Origin of the sequence: Breznakia pachnodae, assembly GCF_030814225.1 — a bacterium.
GTDB lineage: Bacteria > Bacillota_I > Bacilli_A > Erysipelotrichales > Erysipelotrichaceae > Breznakia > Breznakia pachnodae.
In genome coordinates this window covers 450,636-470,420 of the sequence record NZ_JAUSUR010000002.1, presented here as the reverse complement: position 1 = coordinate 470,420, position 19,785 = coordinate 450,636, and the positions used below count along the sequence as shown (strand labels likewise).

Annotated in this window: 19 protein-coding genes and 1 riboswitch; all 19 genes read right to left on the bottom strand. The window is 33.2% G+C overall.

Features of this window, described 5'->3' with window-relative positions; translation table 11 throughout:
* Positions 1–10: 10 nt before the first annotated feature.
* Positions 11–1,192, bottom strand: coding sequence for a cation:proton antiporter (locus J2S15_RS08100; RefSeq protein WP_307407146.1), 1,182 nt, complete (start codon positions 1,190–1,192; stop codon positions 11–13).
* Between the two features lie 47 nt (positions 1,193–1,239).
* Positions 1,240–1,309, bottom strand: a riboswitch (Fluoride riboswitch).
* 254 nt (positions 1,310–1,563) lie between these two features.
* Positions 1,564–3,027, bottom strand: coding sequence for a DUF4153 domain-containing protein (locus J2S15_RS08095; RefSeq protein WP_307407144.1), 1,464 nt, complete (start codon positions 3,025–3,027; stop codon positions 1,564–1,566).
* A gap of 9 nt (positions 3,028–3,036) precedes the next feature.
* Positions 3,037–3,243, bottom strand: a complete 207-nt coding sequence (locus J2S15_RS08090; protein WP_307407292.1) for a helix-turn-helix domain-containing protein — start codon at positions 3,241–3,243, stop codon at positions 3,037–3,039.
* A gap of 1 nt (position 3,244) precedes the next feature.
* Positions 3,245–3,706: a DUF2975 domain-containing protein gene (locus J2S15_RS08085; RefSeq protein ID WP_307407143.1), complete on the bottom strand. Its 462-nt coding sequence runs from the start codon at positions 3,704–3,706 to the stop codon at positions 3,245–3,247.
* Positions 3,707–3,814: 108 nt separating this feature from the next.
* Positions 3,815–4,705, bottom strand: a complete 891-nt coding sequence (locus J2S15_RS08080) for a DMT family transporter (protein ID WP_307407140.1) — start codon at positions 4,703–4,705, stop codon at positions 3,815–3,817.
* 55 nt (positions 4,706–4,760) lie between these two features.
* Entirely contained in the window at positions 4,761–4,994 is a 234-nt protein-coding gene (locus tag J2S15_RS08075; protein ID WP_307407138.1) for a hypothetical protein, read from the bottom strand.
* Positions 4,995–4,996: 2 nt separating this feature from the next.
* The gene (locus J2S15_RS08070; protein ID WP_307407134.1) at positions 4,997–6,331 is read right to left on the bottom strand and encodes a 6-phospho-alpha-glucosidase; all 1,335 of its coding nucleotides are present in this window, start codon (positions 6,329–6,331) and stop codon (positions 4,997–4,999) included.
* Positions 6,332–6,345: 14 nt separating this feature from the next.
* Positions 6,346–8,022: a PTS transporter subunit EIIC gene (locus tag J2S15_RS08065; RefSeq protein ID WP_307407131.1), complete on the bottom strand. Its 1,677-nt coding sequence runs from the start codon at positions 8,020–8,022 to the stop codon at positions 6,346–6,348.
* A gap of 125 nt (positions 8,023–8,147) precedes the next feature.
* Positions 8,148–8,972, bottom strand: a complete 825-nt coding sequence (locus J2S15_RS08060; RefSeq protein WP_307407129.1) for a PRD domain-containing protein — start codon at positions 8,970–8,972, stop codon at positions 8,148–8,150.
* 1 nt (position 8,973) lies between these two features.
* A complete protein-coding gene (locus J2S15_RS08055; RefSeq protein ID WP_307407127.1) occupies positions 8,974–9,444 on the bottom strand; it encodes a PTS sugar transporter subunit IIA in 471 nt (156 codons plus the stop codon).
* A gap of 168 nt (positions 9,445–9,612) precedes the next feature.
* Positions 9,613–10,782: a MalY/PatB family protein gene (locus J2S15_RS08050; RefSeq protein WP_307407125.1), complete on the bottom strand. Its 1,170-nt coding sequence runs from the start codon at positions 10,780–10,782 to the stop codon at positions 9,613–9,615.
* Positions 10,772–11,833 (bottom strand): aminopeptidase, encoded by a 1,062-nt coding sequence (ypdE, locus tag J2S15_RS08045; RefSeq protein ID WP_307407124.1) that lies wholly within the window; start codon positions 11,831–11,833, stop codon positions 10,772–10,774. The genes J2S15_RS08050 and ypdE overlap by 11 nt, the downstream gene beginning before the upstream one ends.
* Complete coding sequence (locus J2S15_RS08040; protein WP_307407122.1) at positions 11,823–12,890, bottom strand: M24 family metallopeptidase; 1,068 nt, start codon at positions 12,888–12,890, stop codon at positions 11,823–11,825. Before J2S15_RS08040 ends, ypdE begins: the two co-directional genes overlap by 11 nt.
* Positions 12,891–12,937: 47 nt before the next feature.
* Positions 12,938–14,185 (bottom strand): PTS fructose transporter subunit IIC, encoded by a 1,248-nt coding sequence (locus J2S15_RS08035; RefSeq protein WP_307407120.1) that lies wholly within the window; start codon positions 14,183–14,185, stop codon positions 12,938–12,940.
* Between the two features lie 18 nt (positions 14,186–14,203).
* A complete protein-coding gene (locus J2S15_RS08030) occupies positions 14,204–14,527 on the bottom strand; it encodes a PTS fructose transporter subunit IIB (protein WP_307407118.1) in 324 nt (107 codons plus the stop codon).
* 14 nt (positions 14,528–14,541) lie between these two features.
* Complete coding sequence (locus J2S15_RS08025; protein ID WP_307407116.1) at positions 14,542–15,000, bottom strand: PTS sugar transporter subunit IIA; 459 nt, start codon at positions 14,998–15,000, stop codon at positions 14,542–14,544.
* Positions 15,001–15,014: 14 nt separating this feature from the next.
* Positions 15,015–16,877, bottom strand: a complete 1,863-nt coding sequence (locus J2S15_RS08020; RefSeq protein WP_307407114.1) for a BglG family transcription antiterminator — start codon at positions 16,875–16,877, stop codon at positions 15,015–15,017.
* A 117-nt stretch (positions 16,878–16,994) separates the two neighbouring features.
* Positions 16,995–17,906, bottom strand: a complete 912-nt coding sequence (gene miaA / locus J2S15_RS08015) for a tRNA (adenosine(37)-N6)-dimethylallyltransferase MiaA (protein WP_307407112.1) — start codon at positions 17,904–17,906, stop codon at positions 16,995–16,997.
* Positions 17,906–19,777 (bottom strand): DNA mismatch repair endonuclease MutL, encoded by a 1,872-nt coding sequence (gene mutL, locus J2S15_RS08010; RefSeq protein WP_307407111.1) that lies wholly within the window; start codon positions 19,775–19,777, stop codon positions 17,906–17,908. Before mutL ends, miaA begins: the two co-directional genes overlap by 1 nt.
* Between the last annotated feature and the right edge of the window lie 8 nt (positions 19,778–19,785).

Sequence of the window (19,785 nt, the reverse complement as noted above, 5' to 3'; positions counted from 1 at the left end):
TCAAGACCAATCAGGCATTTTTATGAAGTAGTTTCCTATATGTATTATCAATCAATACTGCACCTACTGGTGCTGTAACTAAAATAGCGATTGCTGCAACTGCAAGAATCTCCGCACCAAATGGTAATCCCATACTTAATGGAACTGCACCAATCGCTGCCTGTACAGTTGCCTTTGGCATATACGCAATTCCTACAAATAATTTCTCTTTGGTATCAAGTGCATTACCAAAGACACTGATAAATACTCCAACCATACGAAATACCAACCCAAAGGCAATTACTAACAACGCAAGAATTCCTACGCTTTCAATTGATTGGAACTGAACGGCACAACCAACAAATACAAATAATAAGATTTCTGCAGCATTCCATAATTTCGTATAAATATGTTCGCAGGACGTAGATACTTCAATGTTATTTTGACGTAATCCAAGCCCAGTCGCCATAATTGCAATCAGACCAGAGAAGGGAATCCAAGCTTCAATTTGTGTTTGAAGTTGAAGTAATAAAAATGAAATACTAATTAAGAATAAGACAGAATATACTCCACTTAAATTCATCACTTTATTCACATGTGCAAATACTTTTCCAACTAGTAAACCAACAAGAATTCCTAATACAATAGAAACAGGAACCCCTAAAAAACTAAGTAATGAGAATTCACCATTTTGAACAATGCCTGTAAATGCGGTAAACATTACAATTACAAAGATATCATCTACAGAGGAACCAGCCATTACCATTTGAGGAATCCCTTTGTCACTTCCATATCCTTCTTTCATAAGTTTCAACATTCTAGGCACAACAACAGCAGGGGATACAGCAGCCAATACTGCTCCTAATACACCAGCTTCAGCAATATTCATGGAGAATAGAAGTGTAGATATAATAATTACTCCTAATATTTCAAAACTGGCAGGTACAAAACTTAGACATATAGATTGTCTTCCTACCTTTTTTAGTGTATTAATATCCAGTGATAATCCTGCTCTAGTCAGAATAATAACTAATGCTACCTGTCGTAAATCCGCCGACATATCCAGTACACTAGAATCTATCACATTTAATAACTGTGGTCCTAATACTAACCCTACTAACATATAACCAATTAATCCTGGAAGATTTAATTTTTCCATAATTACTTTCATGATTACACCACATACAAAAATCAATGCAAAACTTGTTAACATACTTCTACCTCCTAGCCAACAAAAAAGCTGATAACATCCATACTCAAAAAAGTATAGAAATCATCAGCTTTTGCGGTTTTGATAAATATCATGGGAGATTTCATTCCCAGGGGTAGTATAACACATCTTAAATGAAAATCAAATCTAATGCGTTTTTTTATACCATAGTATGATAACTAAATTTATAATTATCATTACAAGAATTAATCCAAATACAAGTTGCATAAGACCTGATTCAGTATATTCACTTGGAACTTGAGAGTTTCCAAATGCACTTAGAAACAAGTTTCTGCTATAGTCAAACAAGACTATTAAACTAATTATCAGCCAACTTATGTTCATACGCCATACATACTTTCTCAAATAGTTTCCTAATAAAAAGAAATTTCATCAAGTACTGAATCAATTGTTGAAGATGCATGTATTCTTTGCATATTCAAACTCCAATTATCATGAGATGTACTCTGGCTTAAATCCGATAAGAAGTAGACTAATTCTGATCTTGTATAGATATTTTCTTCTTTCTCATACAACTCTACAATACTGTCAACACCATCAGCACCTACTGCATAGACCACACTCATATCCAAATAACTTCTTGTTCCATCTTGATATAATCCAATATTATAATTGATCATATATTTTCCAACATTGATAAACTGCAACGATAAGAAAATACATGCGAATGTAGCAATTGAGATTCGAACATAATTAACTTTCATCCAAACACCAACCATAAATATTGAAATACAAAGGAATAATACCACAAGAAACCAGGCTACATTAAATCTTAATAACGTATAACCATAAGAATTAATATATAGATATAGCTTTGCGAATGCCAATACAACAAGTACTAATGTTTCACTTCCCAATACTGTAAGCATAAGTTTTTCTCTAATAGTATTTTCACTTAACCATTTAACTGAAATGAATACAGTTAAATTAATAAGTACAACTACCAATAGTGGGAAAAATCCATTGCGTGCAAATTGAGATAATTCATATGCACTATGACTTCCAGCATTAAAGCGCATATAACCGATAAATGCACCCATAAAGAATAATAAATATACAAGAATCAGCATTCCTAAGATAATCGTAAAAACTAATGATGATACTTTTTTCTTTTTACTTAAGTCATATTGCTTTCCTGTATGCTGATAGTTATTACGTATGTAAGTAAATAATACAATACTGACTGGTATGCTTATAATAAAGGTAAATATTCGTGTTGCTAAATCCAATTGAATAGCATTTACTAAATCTTCAACTACCATTCGAAATCCATCATCTGAAGCCAGTAATAATGCAAATACAATCAATAATAATGGAATTCCAATAATCAGTGCCATAAAGATTTGCTTTAGTTTTCCTGACTTGGGATCCAGTTTTCCATCAACTTGAATTTTTAATTCGCTTACTTGCATTGCTCTTCTTATTCCACTTAGAAAATCACCAATAATATGTTCATCTAATTCATCACTTTTTCGAGCATCCATAATAACTAATACCCAATATGCAAAACTAAGAGCCAATACAATGTGTATCGTTCCATAAAATACACTATTCTCAAATATAGAGAATGACAGACTTAATAGTAATGTGTATACCATATAAATCTTATGACTTTTCTTCAATATCTTCTTTTTACTTTTTGCATAAAAATATACTGATAAACATAATGCAACTGTAAATAAAGTAACTAGAAAGTATCCTTTGGTTGTTGTAATTAACCTCATCAAAGTATATCCAAGAATCGTTACCCCTCCTAATAAAAATGCATCCTGTTTACTCCAAACTACTTGTTTGTTATCTTCCTTAACCTGTTCCATAAAACCCTCCTACTCTCCTTTATATTCTAAAATATCAGCAGGTTGACAATCCAATTCTCTGCAGATTGCCTCTAATGTGCTAAAGCGAATTGCTTTTGCTTTATTATTTTTCAAGATAGAAAGATTTGCTGGTGTGATATCAATACGTTCTGCCAATTCACCTGCACTCATCTTTCTTTTTGCCATCATGACATCTAAATTAACGATAATAGCCATATTAGATTGTGAAGTCATTTTCTTCTTTTAATAAATATGCTTGGCAGAACACATTTTTAATAACTCGAATAATTAAGGCAATAAACCCCATCGCTGCTGCAACTAAAATCCACGAGGCATAGTTGAATGCAAACCCTACATCTAATACACATTCCAACATACATAACCAACTCAACATTCTCAGAAGATGAATATTCTCTTCTGTAAATACTTCATCTTTTGATAAGTTCATAACTAGTTTATGCAATAATGCAAGAATCACAATTGCAACTACAATTCCTAGCTGCATACAAATGACAAAGGTCGTAATATCCCCAAATCCCATGTCAGCAACAAACCCTCCTGGAAATATAATGTCATGTGCAATTGTATCTGCAAATACAATTCCAATAACACCAACAATCAGAAATAAATATATACTGATTCTTGTAAGCATAATCGAATTTTTATCTGTCCACTTCATAACAAACACCTTCCTTATACATAAAGAATACTTAATGTTTATATGTTTGTCAACAATTATTTATCGATAAACGATAAATAATTGTTTTTTAATAATAAAACTGAACATCTATTTTAGAAGTTCAGTTTTATTTTTTATATTTATTATTCTTGATTGATGCACTAAATAAATAACTAATGATGTAAGGATTATTATACAACCAATGAGCTGCATTCTACTTATAACTTCAACATTGCCATAGAGATCCTTTATTAGTGTTGCACCAATCATTCCAAAAACTGGTTGTAAGGTAGTTGTTAGGGATACGATTGTTGTAGATACTTCTTTTTGAGCAATAAGTTGCATAGAGTATGCGATTCCACTTCCAACAACTCCAGTAATAATGAGAATCATTAATGAATCAGTATTTACTTCTATGGTGAAACCAGTAAAGAAAGTTAGAATTAATCCAAATACTGTTGCTGTAATTAATTGAATAATTGACAATGCTCCCTCACTGCTTGTTTTAACAAATTCTGATGTAACAATTATAAACAAACTATTTGCCAGCATACTTATAAATATTAGAAGGTCTCCTACATTTATGTTAAGTCCCTTTTCACTACACATTATGATCATTCCAATCATTACACCAATAATTACAAAAACTAATTCTTTCTTAGGCTTTGTCTTAGTGCGTATACATTCTATTAAAGGAACTACAATTATGGATAATTGCAAAATAAATACACAATTTGTAGAAGAAGTATACTCTAACCCCCAAACCGTTAACTCAAGGTTCGTCATTAATAATAATCCTAGTATAATTCCCTGAATAATAGATTTTTTATTGATTGATTTCCACTCTTTTCTGAAAAAAACAAAGCAAAATATAGCACCCGATAACATCCGTAAACCTACATATGTAGAGGAATTCATGAAAAACAATGCATGCTTCATATATACCGTTGTAAATCCCCAGTAAATATTAATGGTGATTAAATATAGATAGTTTTTCAATAGACACCTCCTTTCTATAAAAGTCCATTAAATAATGGACTTTTAATCAAATACTCTATTTAAATAGCAAACCAAAAGCAGTTGCACACATTACAAGAATAGAGCAAAGCAATGCAAATCTTCCAAAGAGAGTTTCATCACTGAATCGACTTACAATAAATAACAATACTCCTCCTAACGGCCATAACACTGCCACAAATCCAGATGCTAAACAAAATAGAATTGTTTTAAAATTCGCATGAGATATCTCATCAAATATCGAACGAACTTGACTTGTGATAACTTTCATAATTATTTCAATTCTGGCCAATACTCTTTATTAGCCTCAATATAATCGTCTAATAAGTCTTTCGCTACTTTGGCACTTGGAACACATTTATTCATAGTCAAAGCCTGCCACATTTTTAAATATGAGTTTTCTTCCCATGCATCAACAACTAGTTTTTCACAAGCTACTTGTTGTTCCATAAGTCCTTTTTGGAAAGTAGGAATTTTCCCCATAGCTAATGGTTCATAACCATCTTTACCCACAATACAAGGAATTTCTACCATTGCGTCAGCACTAAAGTTTTCAATTGCTCCATTGTTTTCAACAATCAATAGCATTCGTTCTTTCGTGTTGAATGCCAATGCTACTGTCAAATCCACAATAAATGTTGCATGGTTTGTAATTTCTAAATAGCTTCCTTTTGTTGTTCCCCTTTCAGCAATCTGCTTACAAGCTGAGAATACATCCTTCTCACGGGTATCCATAACTTCATTTGCCCGTGTATATTCAGGATTATCATGTTCAACAACATAATCTGAATATAAGTAATATTTTAAATATGTATTAGGTAATGTTGTAGGATCTAAAGCTACTACATCTTTTGCCTTCATATAAGTATCAGACCAACTTGCTTCTGATTGTGGATCCTCAATTTCATCTTTTGTAATATATCCATTCTTCTTTACCCACTCAACAACTTTAGGAAGTAAATCAGTTCCATCTTTATCTTCAATTTTTGTCCACCAACCAAAGTGATTAAGACCATAATAACGAATATCCATATCTTTACGATCGTTTAGTCCAGCAATGTCTGCAATTGCTTGTTCAATTCCAATTGGCATATCACAGATATTAATAACCTTAGAATTCGGACGAAATCTCCTGGTTGCTTCTGCTACGATAGCTGCTGGATTAGAGTAGTTTAACATCCAGGCATTTGGGGAATATTTTTCCATATAATCAATATTTTCTAATACTCCGTCAATTGATCGCATCCCATATGCCATACCTCCAGGTCCACATGTTTCCTGTCCAACCACACCTCTTCTTAAGGCTATTTTTTCATCCAATTCGCGCATTGGCAGTTGCCCTACACGAATATGTGCCAAACAAAAATCAATATCTGTATACGCTTCTTTTGGATCTACTGTAGCTAGAAATTCTATTGCAGGGTCTTTTTCCTTAACAATAATTTCGCATGCTTTTGCCAGTTTATTTTGTCGCTCTTCATCATTGTCATACAACACAACTTTTCTAAGTGGCAAGCGATCAAGATTGTTTACTAATGTTGCTACAATTTCTGGTGTATATGTACTTCCACCTCCTGCAATTACTACTGAACTTTTTCTTTTTTCCATATTTATTTCCTCCTTTAATTATTCTTATCTAACAATTTTAATACTGTCTTTTTAATCATCGTAACCGATGGACCATAAATAATCTGAATCTCATCTCCACCTGGTTCCACCATTCCACTGCAACCAGTCTTATTAAGAATATCTTTGTTAACTTTTGATAAATCTTCTAAGTCTACTCTTAAACGGGTCATACAAGAATCTACATTTAATATATTCTCTTTACCTCCCAAACCTTTAATAATGATTTGAGCTTTCATAATTTCTGGATTTGTTGTATCAATTGCTTCGTCTACTACTCCATCGCCAGATGTCTGCTGATTCAATCCAGCTATTTCTTGTGCAAATGCTATAGAATCATCATAGTCTCCACCACGTCCTGGTGTCTTAACATCAAACTTGATAATATACCATCTAAACAGGACATAACATGCTATAAACTGAAAGACTGTAACGGCTACTATAATCCACCAATTAGAGTTCTCACGCAATACTCCATGAATGAAGAATCCAAATATTGATGATTCTCCTCCACCAACTCCTGATCCAAGAATATAACATAACCACCAACTCAATCCTGATAATACTGCATATGCAAGATATAACATCGGTGCGATAAACAAGAATATGAACTCTATTGGTTCAGACACAGCAGCAAAGACTGCACACATAATACCGGATATCACTAGAGGTTTTACCACTGCACGTTTATCTTTATCTGCACATTGATAGATTGCTAAAGCTATTGCTGGTAATCCACCTAACATCATTGGAATCTGTGGTCCAAACTGATATTTAATTAATTCAACTGTTGTGATTCCCTCTGGTATAATTGGCAATCCCTCTTTCAGGTATAATGCATAAGCTTCCGTAACACCAATTGCTTGTGCACCTGATGAGAAAACGTATTGACCTGAAATTGATGTTGTACGAACAATTGCATTCCAGATTTGGTGCAGTCCAGTAGGAATTAATAGACGTTCTACAAATCCATATAGGAATACACTAAATGATCCTAACATATTTAAACTTTCCCCTAATAATTCAATCCCTTTTGCAACATAAACCCATAGGAATGGGAATATTTGTCCAATCACGGTCATTACAATTAAACAAATAATTGGCACAAAACGAATTCCTTGGAAAAATGAGAATGCCATTGGCAATTTAACATCTTTAAACTTTTCATGTAAAAGATAACAAATAATTCCTGTAAACATACCTCCTAAAATACCACAGTTTACTGTCTCAAAACCTAACATTGTGGTAATCGTATTCTCAGGGAACATCGCTGCTACGTTAGGCCAACTTGTTACAAGTAGTCCCATTGACAACAAGAATGCAAGATAACCGACCAACGCTCCAAATGCTGCATATTCCTTATCCGTTTTTGCAAGCGAGAACGCAAGTGCTACTGCATAAATCAATCCAAGATTCTGTAGAACCAATAATCCTGCCCACTCCAATACAACTGTAAATATGTAGCTAACAATTTCATTATTGAAGAATGCGGGCCATAAATTAACAATGGCTTCCTGCTCAAACAGTGAACCAAATGCAAGCATCAATGATGCTGCTGATAATAGTGATAATGGTACAAGGAAGGCACGAGCCATCTTTTGCATAATTTTTACGGCTTTACCACTACCCTTTTTTTCTTTCCTTTTATCCTTTCTTTTTTCTTTTCCATCCATAAACATATTCTCCTTTCTATTTTTTATTTAACCCTTTAGGGATTTACTACCAAAAACAAAAAGACCAACCACACATAAGAATATAATCTTATGTGTCATTGGTCTGCCTACTTAAAGTAACACTCCTAATTGACAACTCTCAGAATATGCATAATCAGATATAATTCATCTTCTTTCTGCATATCATAGTCGTATTTTTCATATACAATTTTTTTAATACTATCTAATGTTTTCTTAATCTTCACATCACTGGTAAGAACTGGAAGTAACTCATCTACTTTAATTACTTTTGTTGTTTCACTTCCACATATTCTTCTTGCCAGATATTTAATATGAGTCAAGAATCGAATATATTCAAAACTATTTTCATCAATGACATTACCATAATTCTCAATAATGATTTTTCTAATATCCTGAGTCAATGTAATTACAATATTTACATCAAATGAGGAATCTGCTACTCCTGCATTTACCATATGTAATGCTATATATCCAATTTCATCATCTGGTAAAGAAATATTTAATGTTTCATTAATTAACTTAACACCAAACTCTCCAATTTTATATTCTGTAGGATATAAAAGTTTAACTTCATGCAGAATTAAATTTATTGCCTCACTTCCAGCATAATAAGACTGAATAGAGAAGGTAATATGATCTGCTAGAGTAAATACAATTTGATCATCTATCTCTTTCTTTAGTATTTCCTGACTCTTTTCCCAAATCCTGGTTGCAAACTCTAACGACTCAGGAGTAACTCTTTCTAATAATTTGCTTACATGATTATATGATTGATCTTTTAACACAAATACTTTTTCAATTTTACTTTCTATTACTATATCGTTGTTATTCTTATTCCATCCTATCCCAGATCCAAAAGCTATAATTTCTTTATTGTTATCATCCACTAAGTAAACAGCATTATTATTAATTATCTTTTTAATTTTCATATCATATGAACTCGATAATTTTTGTTTGACCTGCCTTGGCAAGATCAAGATTCTCCATAATTACAATCTGTTTACTATTAGTGTTTGAAACTACAAGCATGGTAATCGTATCATAACCTTCTGCTTCTATTACATCTTTATCGAATGCAAGAAGCTGATCTCCAACCTTTACAATATCTCCTTCATTTACGAAACACTTGAATCCTCTTCCTTTTAAATTTACAGTATCTAATCCTACATGTACAATCACTTCAATACCATCATCTGTTGTTAAACCAATTGCATGATTTGAATCAAGTACTGCTGTAACTGTGCAGTTGAAGGGGGACACTATTTGCATTTCATCAGGAATGATTGCAACCCCTTCTCCCATCATTTTTTTACTAAATACATCATCATTTACATCTTCTAAGTTAATAACTTTTCCACTAACTGGAGAAAATGCAAACTGTCGCTCTTTCTTGAAAAACATTATTAGACCTCCTCTACTAATTCAACCCGAAGTACAATAAAGGCATGCAAATATAGTTATTTGCATGCCTAATTTAATAGTAACATCACTTATTACCTAAATACTAACAGGTAAAATTTGAGTTGTCAACTTTTTTCAAAAAAACCAAAATGGCTTTATTAAATGACTCTATATGTTGTGTAAGGAATCCATAGCAATCTTAACTCGATGCATTCCTTCCTCTAATTTTGATTTTGGACATCCACAATTTAAGCGAAGATATCCAGCTTTTCCATATGTTTTTCCACTCATAATGGCGACTTTTCCGACTTTAATGAAAGCTTCCTGAACCTCTTCATCACTAAACTCTAATTTAGAAATATCGATCCATGCAAGGTATGTTCCATCTGGTATTTCAAATTCAAAACCAGGAAGATTTTGATCAATATAGTCTTTCACAAAACACATATTCTTATAGATATATGTTTTCATTTCATCAACATAATCATCACATTCCTGATATCCAACCATCAGTGCATGCATTCCAAAGATACTTGCTGAATTTAAAAAGTCTTTTCTTCTAGTTTGTTGTAGAAACTTCTCTCTAACTGCTTCATCTGGTATACATGCATAGGAACCAATCAGTCCTGGTGTATTAAAGGTTTTACTCGACGAAGAGACCAAGTATAGCTCTTTATACTCTTTATAAAATTTCATAATTGGAGTATGCGTATGATTTTGGAAAACCATATCCATATGTATTTCATCACTAATAATTTTTACATTATATTGCTTACAAAGTTCAATGATTTTAGTTAATTCTTTCACTGTCCAAACCCTTCCTGTTGGATTATGTGGAGAGCAAAGAAGAAAAATATCACATTCCTTAATTTCGTTTTCTAATTGTTCTTCATCAATTACAAACCGATTATTATTCTTTATTAAATGAAACTCTTTTAGAATTCTGTTATTATCTTCAATAACATGAAAGAAAGCATCATACATTGGTGAGAAGGTTCCAATTACTGCCTTTTCTTTACTTAGCAGTCTTAATAAAACAGACACGGAATACATAACACTTGGTGAATAGAGAATCCAATCTGCTTCTAGTTTTGTATCAAATCTACGTTGAAAATAATTTGTAATAGAACTTTTAAAATCTTCATGATTCCATCTTGTATAACCAAAGATACCATGTTGAACCAGTTGTTCTAAACGATTGATAATTTGTGGTGGAACTTTGAAATCAGTATCACTTATTGAAAATGGTAATAAATCTTTTTCCTGAAAGCGATCCTCAATGAAATCCCACTGGGTACAATATGTACCTAATCGATTATTTACTTCATCAAAATTCATATGTAAACTCCTCAAACTTTAACATCTTTTGAATAGTATCTTTATTTAGATGTTGTATTGTTTTGCATAGCAATTGGATTGTGTTTTCCACATCATTCATATCAACAATCGAAATTGGTGCATGACCATATCGAAGCGGAATTCCGATTACAATGCAGATACATCCATTATTTGTAAGATGAATACTACCACCATCCGTTCCACCACCTGAGAACATATCACTCTGATAGGGAAGATTATAATGAGACGCTATGTCTTTCACATACTTCAGTAACTGACGATTTGGAATCATTGTTTTATCATAGTGTAAGATCATTGGTCCTTTTCCAATCAGTCTGGTATTAGATTCATCTCTTTCTAGAATATTCTTCGGACATGCTACATCTAAAACAAATGCAATATCTGGATGCAGTTTACTAGTTGTTGTTTTCGCACCTCGCATACCAACTTCTTCACTGCTGGTTGCAGCAAAATGAAGATTAGCTGATAATGATTCTTTATGCAAACGGTTAAAGACCTCGGTTGCTATATAGCAGCCAACTCGATCATCAAGTGCTTTTCCTGCATAACGCTTTGGTTGATAGGACTTCCATTTTGTATCAAATGTTACCATATCACCAACCTGAATACCTGTAGCTTCTACTTCTTCTTTTGTATCTGCACCAATATCAACATATACTTTCCCATTTGAATCTTTAAGGGTATCTGTATTGGATACAAGATATCCACAGATTTTTTTATGATTCATTGTAGTGATGATAACTTGCTGATGGTATCTGGCATTTTCTCTAATTGCTCCAATTGGAATAACTTCCATTAAACCAATAGTATTTATTGCTTTCACCATAAAACCTACTTCATCCATATGGGCAGCAATCATAATATTATAGTCGCTATCTTGGTGTTTGGTGAAGGTTATGCTGCCTAGCTTATCATAAGAAATTTCATCCACAAGAGGAGTGAGGACTTCTTTTAAAACATCTCGAACTTCACTTTCATTCCCAGCTATAGCATCTGCTTCACTTAGTCTCTTTAATACATCAACTTCCATTTTCATCATCTCCAATCACATGGAATTCTTTTGGTGCACTTGTTAGTACAACTGCACCATTCTTACTTACTAACACATCATCTTCAATTCGCACTCCACCCAAACCTTCTACATAAACACCTGGTTCAACTGTTACTATCATTCCTACTTGTAATACAGTATCATCTTGTGGTGATAATCTTGGATTCTCATGGCAGTCAATTCCAATACTATGTCCCAGGTTATGAGTGAAATAGCTTCCATATCCATTCTTCTCAATATAGTCTCTGGCAACTTTGTCTATTTGTGAACATTTCATCCCTGGTTGAATTGCATTAATTGCTTTTTGTTGGGCAGTAAGTACAATATCATAGATTCGTTTCAATTCTTGATTATAATTATTTGTCATTGCAAAGGTTCGGGTAATATCCGAACAATACTCTTTATATCTTGCACCAAAATCAATCGTTACAAAATCAGTAGCTTCAATAATCTTATCACTTGCTTTTCCATGTGGTAATGCACCTCTTTCACCACTAACAATTACTGTATCAAAACTTTCTTTATCAGCTCCAAGTTTTCTCATTTGATAGAGCAATTCATTTTCTACTTCTTTCTCACTCATTCCAACTTTAATAAATTGTAAGATATGCTGATAAGCCTGTGATGCAATATCACCTGCTTTTTGAATTGTAGCTATTTCATCTTTAGTTTTTATCTGTCTTATCTTATCTACATCTGCTGCAACCCAGGTAATATCTTGTATTGACATTAACATTTCATATTCGCTATAAGAAATTGTGCTTTTTTCAAATACAATTTTCTTTATATTATTTTCCTTTTTCCATTTTTGCAGATAAAAGGGAAGGGAATGATTTGCATCCAGTAATACAACTTCATTATGCTTATTTGCTTCCTTCATCTGCTGGTAGTATCTTCCATCTACCATAACCACTATCTTATCTTTAGTAACTAAGACATAACCACTTCCACTGTATAGTGATGCACAATAATATTTATTTTGTCTTGATAAAAGTAACAGCGCATCAACTTCCAATTCTTCTATAAGTTCTTTCATATTATCAATAAAAATAAGAATAGACTAAGCTATCCTTATTTATCTCCTTAATCGTTTGAGTCTACTACTAATGTACCTTTTTTAATCATTGCGTTTCTAGCAAAAATAACTAATATTGCTGTTACTAATGCTCCTACTCCTATACCGATTACATATGAAGGAATGTTTTCAATTAGTGGCCAAGCCCAGATTGCTGATTCTGGGAACCATTGTACTGCACCCAATAGTACGGCTGTACATGATCCAGTAATTGCACCAATCATATAACTAGGAATAATAATTTTTGGATTTTCTAGAGCAAATGGAATTGCACCTTCAGAAATACCCATGAACGCAAGGAACATTGCTGTTTTTCCTTGAGGATAGAATTGTTTGTCAAACACATGACGTTTAACAACATATTTATCAATGATTGTTGCTAATCCTAACCCAATTGAAGGAACAACAATTGCAACTACACGTGCGGTGATTGGAAGTACACCATCGGTTGTAAATCCTAGCGCAACGAAACCTGCTGCTTTATTAATTGGACCACCAAGGTCAATTGCTGTTGCTGCACTTAATGCAATCGTATATCCAATCGAACCAACACTTCCTGCTGCTTCTAATCCTTGTTTGATTAAGTCATTAATTAGTCCTCCAAATGGAGTTACAATATAATGCATACCAAGCATTACTGATAGTGCAGCAAGCATTGGAATTAAGAATGTAGTTTTAAATGCTAACATATTATGACTAACTTTAATTGTTTTGTTTAACCATTTTACTAAATATCCTGCTGCAATCGCTACAATAATTGCACCAATAAAAGTAGATGCCACTGGTGATTCAGGAACGTATTCTCCACCAACCAGATTAATTACTGAAGTAGGTGATGTTGCCATAAGCCCACCAATAAATCCAGCAGGGAAGGCAAGTTTTCCACCAATTGAATTTGCCATAAATGCTGCAAACATTGGAATTGCGAATCCGAATAACGTTCCTCCAAATTCTTGCGTTAAATAAGCAAAGCGCAATAGTTCCTGATTAAATCCAGTAAATTTTCCTGAGTTCATTGCATCAATGATACCAACATCTGGACTAATTCCCAATATTACATAAGGGATAATTTGTGAGAATGCCAGAATCAATCCACCCATAATCAGGAATGGAATCATATTACTGATACCTGTCATTACATGTTTTGATAATGTTGCCCAAATACCTTTTTTAGCAGGAGGATTTGGTGTTGTCTCTTTCTTCACCGTTTTATTTGGTGTATTCCCTGAAATAGCTGCTCTTTTTGTTACTGCCATATATTTCTTCTCCTTTTTCTATCCTTCTTCAGCAATCAACGCTTCAATCTCTTGAATTGTTGCTTTTGCATTTTTGATTGCATCCTGAAGTTCGATTTCATAAACATCATAGTCATCAAAGCGCTCATTGTTTTGAGGTGTAATTGCAACTGCATGAATGATGATATCTGCATCCGCAATCTCTTGAGGTGTTAGTTCATTTTGCAAACCATCTGCACCTTGCGTTTCTACTTTGATTTCATAACCCAATTCTTTTGCTGCATCTTCTAACCCCTGTGCAGCCATGAAGGTATGTGCCAACCCCATTGTACAAGCACATAATCCTACAATTTTCTTCGCCATTCTTCTACCTCCTTCTACGCTTGAATAGCATCTTTTATAATTCCAAATATTTCATTGGTATTATTCGATTCTAATAACTTCTGTTTAAATTCATTACTCATCATCTTTCTAGCCAATAGCGATAATAGAGTAATATGTGTTTTCTCTGTATCTGTAGCTGGAACAAATAATGCAATAAATAATTTAGCTGGATTTCCATCCATTGATTCCCATTCAATTCCTTTTGTTGTTTTCATAACAATAATTCCTGTTTTATTTACGCCACCATTTCGCGTATGGGGAATTGCAAATCCTTCAACAAATCCAGTAGAACTTTCTGCTTCTCGCTCCAAAAGTCCATGTAAGATAACATCTGCATCATCACCAATATGGTGTTCAACTGCTTTCTGTGCAAGAAACTTAAGACAATCAATTTTTGTTTCTTTATCAATATCAATATAAATTTGATCAATAGTAAATATTTCTTCTTTCATATCTTCTAACCTTTCTACTGTATCAGTGAAATAAATTCTTCAAATGTCTGTGAATCAATCATCTTACGAATTGTTTTCATTGATTTTATACAACGATATAATTCTCTAAATAACGCTGCATTATCTCGATCTTTCTGATTAAAACAAATCACAAAGATTACTTGTACCATTTCTTTTTCCCAAAGAATTGGTTTCTCTAAAATCGTTACCATAATACAAGATTCAAAATCACCCTCACAAATTGCATGGGGAATTGCAACTAAATTACCAATATCCGTTGCAGATACTTGTTCTCTTTCTTCAATTGCTTTAATTACATCATCAGGTATGTGTAAACTCTCTCTTGCATTACGTTCCAACACCTTAAATACTTCTTGTTTATTATTTAGAGAAACTCGAAAGAATGCTTCTTTCTTAAATAAATTTATTAATAGATGTTTTCTACCATCATGTTCTTCCAGTGAATTCTTAATTTTATCAAATGCATCAATCGCTAGTAAATTATCCACAACGATTACTTTTTTATCACCAGTAGGTGCAGTGATTGGAATTGTAGAAATAATAATATCTACATCCTGTGCCAGTGCCAGCTCCAGATAATGAACTGGATATATTCCAACAATTTCAATTCCATTGATTTCCTGACGAATTCTCTCTCCAATCAATTGAGAAGTTCCAATTCCATAATCACAGAGGATTACAACTCTTCGTTTATCTTTCATTTTTTCTTTATGAGCACTAAAGTGTACTGCAAAGTATCCTATTTCTTCTTCATTTATTTTTAAACCAAATCGTTCTTCAACTTTTCTAGTTAAATAAATTGCATAATTCATCTCCATTGGATAATCTTTTTTAATTTGATCTAATAGGGGATTTTTTAATTTCATATTTTTCTTTAATCGATTCAATAGTACTTTTAAATGTACTGCCAGAGCATTAATGACATGATCATTATTTACATAATTTACTCCTGATATTAAAGAAATTTCCTGTACTGTTTCATATACAAATTCATGTAAATCTTTTTCCACATCAATCTGTTGTGGATCAAAACTATAAATCATAAACCCTGAATATATAGATACATAATTGTATTCTTCTTCATTTAAGACAATCTTAAATTCTTCAGCCAGAACTGACATAATACGATAAATCATTTGAAAGTTATGATATCGAACACCTTTAGGTAATGATAAATTCTGCATTGTATTGCCTGAACGACTTCTGGATAGGGAAATCGCAACTCGTATCAGTAACTCATAGATATCACGATCAGCAACTATAATTGCATTATCACTTAGGTATTGAAAGATTACTTCATCCATATAATCAAATTCAGCCGAAGTAATATTTAATAAATTACATTTTACTAGTTTTGTCTGATAATATTGAAATCCTATATCACTCAATAGTGTTCTTATATTTAATTCTTTTCCCAGTATCTGTAACCCATAATGGGGTTTTGATATTAGCTCTAACTGATATTTCTTTAGATAATCCTTTATATCCGTTGTAACTTTTGTAAGTAGGGAAGAACTGACTGATAACACATCACTAAGTTCATCAAGGGTAATTACTCCTGCATCCAAAATATGTAGAATTAGTAATTCCGTTCTCGCCTTTGGATCCTCTAATACATCCTGTTGTTCTTCCAGTTTATCAACCAAAGAAATTGGTGGATTCTGCAGTTCATATCCATCTCCACGTTTCAGTACAATTTCACAATTATACTGCTTTAATTCCTGATTAATAATTTCTATGTAACGTTGCACTGTTCTTGAACTAATGTTTAACTGTCCTGCAAGGTCTTCTATTTGTAGAGGTTCATCTTGTATTAATAAGCAATTTACTAAAGCTAATTGTTTCTGCGTCAGCATATGATGTACCTCCTTCTTAGTGCCTATAACTTCATTATAGATTTCTTTCATATTTTTTCCTTTCATAGTTTGTCGTGTTTCCATGACAAATAAAAATAAACCACACAATAGCATGGTTTACTCATCTTTTATCCAGTTTTCAATTTCTACTAATAACTCTTGTTTGAAGTCTTTACGTTCGATATCATACCAGTGGATATCCATTTGATTACGGAACCATGTATATTGTCGTTTCGCAAAATTTCTCGTATTTTTTTGAATCAAAGCAATTGTATCCTCTTTATCTTTTTCACCAAGATAATACGCTTTCCATTCTTTATATCCAATTCCCTGTAAGCTTTGCAAATCAAAATCATCTGCCTTATTTACAAGTCCCATAACTTCATTCTCCAGTCCTTGAGAAATCATTTGTAATACTCTCTTATCAATTCGCTCATATAAATGAGGACGTTCCATCGTCAATCCAACAATATAAGCATCATATAATAATTTATGTTCCTGCTTCGCAAGGGTTTCACTTTTCTGATGTCCCATATGATCCATCATCAGCGCCCGTCTCACTCGTTTTCGATTATTTGGATGTAAGTCTTTAGCAGCTTTTTCATCCACCTCTAAAAGTTTTGCATAGAGTTCTTCATTGGTTAATGTTTCTAAGTAATCATTATACTTCTGATCGATTTCTTCATCATGAAACACATAATCATAAAGCAAGGATTTGATGTATAGTCCAGTACCACCAACAATCATTGGCAGTTTTCCACGACTCACTATATCTTCAATATATGCTCTTGCTTTTTGCTGGAAGATTTTCACATTATACTCTTCTTTGTAAGAAATATTATCTACCAGATAATGAGGAATCCCCTGCATTTCTTCTGGTAATATCTTTGCACTTCCAATCGTTAATTCTTTATAGCACTGATATGCATCACCACTGATAATTTCAGCATTATATTTTTTAGCCAACTCAATACTTAAACTTGTCTTACCAACTCCGGTCGGTCCAACAACAACTAGTACTTTTTGCATTATTTTACCCTTAAGAAATCCTTTTCCAGTTCCTTTAAAGTAAGTTCAATCAGCGTCGGTCTTCCATGTGGACAATGAAATGGTTGTTCACATTTACGAAGATCTTCAATTACTTGTTCCATCTCTTGCATTGTTAATGTGCGATTAAAACGAATCGACGAGTGACATGCCATTGAAGCTAATGCCAGTCTACGTAATTGTTCAATATTTACTTCCTCATTTTTCAGATAGATATCAATCATATCTTGAAGGAATTTTTCTTCTTCAACATCCGTAACCCAGATTGGTAATGAGCGAACAACAAAACTGTTTTCACCAAATACTTCCAAGTGGATTCCCAATTCTTCCAATAATGCATTAATTGCATCAGCCTGTTGAACTGCACGATTTGTTGACTCAATCATGATTGGTACCAATAAATCTTGCTTATCTTTCACTCCATGCAACAATGCTTTTTGAATCTCTTCATAATGATAACGTTCTTGAGCAGCATGTTGATCAATAATGTATAATCCATTATCTCCCTGTGCCAGAATATAACACTTATGCATCTGTGCAAGTACAATCATATTAGGGAAGGAAGGGTTTAAAGCAGTTGGTGCTTCTACTTCCACTTCTGGTTCAGTTTCGACTTCATCTGCTGTTGGTATTGGTTGAATCGGTGTTTGCTCAACAGTTTCTATTGTCTGGTCAACTGTAGTTATTTCTTCCTCAACAACCGTTTCACTTGTTTGTGTTTCTGTTTGGTAGTTTGAGAAACTTTCATTAATTTCCTGATGCAGTTTCTGCGGTTGTAATGATTCCGTAGTAGGTTGATCATAAGTAAAACTAAAACTTGGTGTTTCTACTCGTTCAAAGCGTTCCTGTCTCACTACTTTATTTACTTCTAATTTCTTTCTCAAAGCATCACCAATGGTTTCTTTGATTAGAAATTCTAGTTGTTTTTCTTTTGATAAACGAACTTCCCATTTACTTGGATGTACGTTTACATCTACAAGTTGTGGATCCATTTGTATATTCAAGACAACAATTGGATAACGATCACTTGGTGTGTATGGTGCATATGCATCCAAGATTGCTTTTTGTAGACGGAACGAGCGAATCATTCGATTGTTTACAAATAACAACATATAGTATTTCGTTGCTCTTGTATGTGAGGGTTGAACTGCATAACCTTCGATATGATAATCTGAATCACTTCCTTCAATAGCAATTGCTGATTTTGCAATATCTCTACCATAGATGTTCATGATTACTTCCTGCTGGTTTCCATTCCCACTACTTGAAAAACTAATCTTTTCATCATTCATAAGTAAGAAAGCAATGTTTGGATATGCCAATGCAAACTTCTGAATAACATCACTAACTAATGAAAATTCATATTGTGCACTCTTTAGATGTTTGAATCGAGCTGGTGTTTTCTGAAACAGATTACGAACAATAATTTGCGTTCCTTTTGGTGTTCCAACCGGTCCAGCTTTTACTGTCTTACCATAAGCAATCTCCACTACTGTAGATTCATTACCATCATTTGTTTTTAACTCTACATTGGATACAGATGCAATTGAAGGAAGTGCTTCACCTCTAAATCCCATTGTTCCAATTCGCCAAAGATCTTGTACATCTTTGATCTTACTTGTTGCATGGCGCTCAAAAGCTAATGTAGCATCAGCTGCACTCATCCCATCACCATCATCAATTACCATCATCTGTTCAATACCACCTTGTTTGGTATGAATTTCAATGGTAGTTGAGTTGGCATCAATTGCGTTTTCAACTAACTCTTTGATTACTCCAGAAGGTCTTTCAACTACTTCTCCGGCTGCAATCATATTCGTTAAGTGTGGATCTAATCGCTGTATTTTCGCCATATATCATC

Coding starts and splice junctions, on each gene's coding strand:
- J2S15_RS08100 (WP_307407146.1), bottom strand. CDS start 1,192: ATGTTAACAAGTTTTGCATTGATTTTTGTATGTGGTGTAATCATGAAA.
- J2S15_RS08095 (WP_307407144.1), bottom strand. CDS start 3,027: ATGGAACAGGTTAAGGAAGATAACAAACAAGTAGTTTGGAGTAAACAG.
- J2S15_RS08090 (WP_307407292.1), bottom strand. CDS start 3,243: ATGGCTATTATCGTTAATTTAGATGTCATGATGGCAAAAAGAAAGATG.
- J2S15_RS08085 (WP_307407143.1), bottom strand. CDS start 3,706: ATGAAGTGGACAGATAAAAATTCGATTATGCTTACAAGAATCAGTATA.
- J2S15_RS08075 (WP_307407138.1), bottom strand. CDS start 4,994: ATGAAAGTTATCACAAGTCAAGTTCGTTCGATATTTGATGAGATATCT.
- J2S15_RS08070 (WP_307407134.1), bottom strand. CDS start 6,331: ATGGAAAAAAGAAAAAGTTCAGTAGTAATTGCAGGAGGTGGAAGTACA.
- J2S15_RS08065 (WP_307407131.1), bottom strand. CDS start 8,022: ATGGATGGAAAAGAAAAAAGAAAGGATAAAAGGAAAGAAAAAAAGGGT.
- J2S15_RS08060 (WP_307407129.1), bottom strand. CDS start 8,972: ATGAAAATTAAAAAGATAATTAATAATAATGCTGTTTACTTAGTGGAT.
- J2S15_RS08055 (WP_307407127.1), bottom strand. CDS start 9,444: ATGTTTTTCAAGAAAGAGCGACAGTTTGCATTTTCTCCAGTTAGTGGA.
- J2S15_RS08050 (WP_307407125.1), bottom strand. CDS start 10,782: ATGAATTTTGATGAAGTAAATAATCGATTAGGTACATATTGTACCCAG.
- ypdE (WP_307407124.1), bottom strand. CDS start 11,833: ATGGAAGTTGATGTATTAAAGAGACTAAGTGAAGCAGATGCTATAGCT.
- J2S15_RS08040 (WP_307407122.1), bottom strand. CDS start 12,890: ATGAAAGAACTTATAGAAGAATTGGAAGTTGATGCGCTGTTACTTTTA.
- J2S15_RS08035 (WP_307407120.1), bottom strand. CDS start 14,185: ATGGCAGTAACAAAAAGAGCAGCTATTTCAGGGAATACACCAAATAAA.
- J2S15_RS08030 (WP_307407118.1), bottom strand. CDS start 14,527: ATGGCGAAGAAAATTGTAGGATTATGTGCTTGTACAATGGGGTTGGCA.
- J2S15_RS08025 (WP_307407116.1), bottom strand. CDS start 15,000: ATGAAAGAAGAAATATTTACTATTGATCAAATTTATATTGATATTGAT.
- J2S15_RS08020 (WP_307407114.1), bottom strand. CDS start 16,877: ATGCTGACGCAGAAACAATTAGCTTTAGTAAATTGCTTATTAATACAA.
- miaA (WP_307407112.1), bottom strand. CDS start 17,906: ATGCAAAAAGTACTAGTTGTTGTTGGACCGACCGGAGTTGGTAAGACA.
- mutL (WP_307407111.1), bottom strand. CDS start 19,777: ATGGCGAAAATACAGCGATTAGATCCACACTTAACGAATATGATTGCA.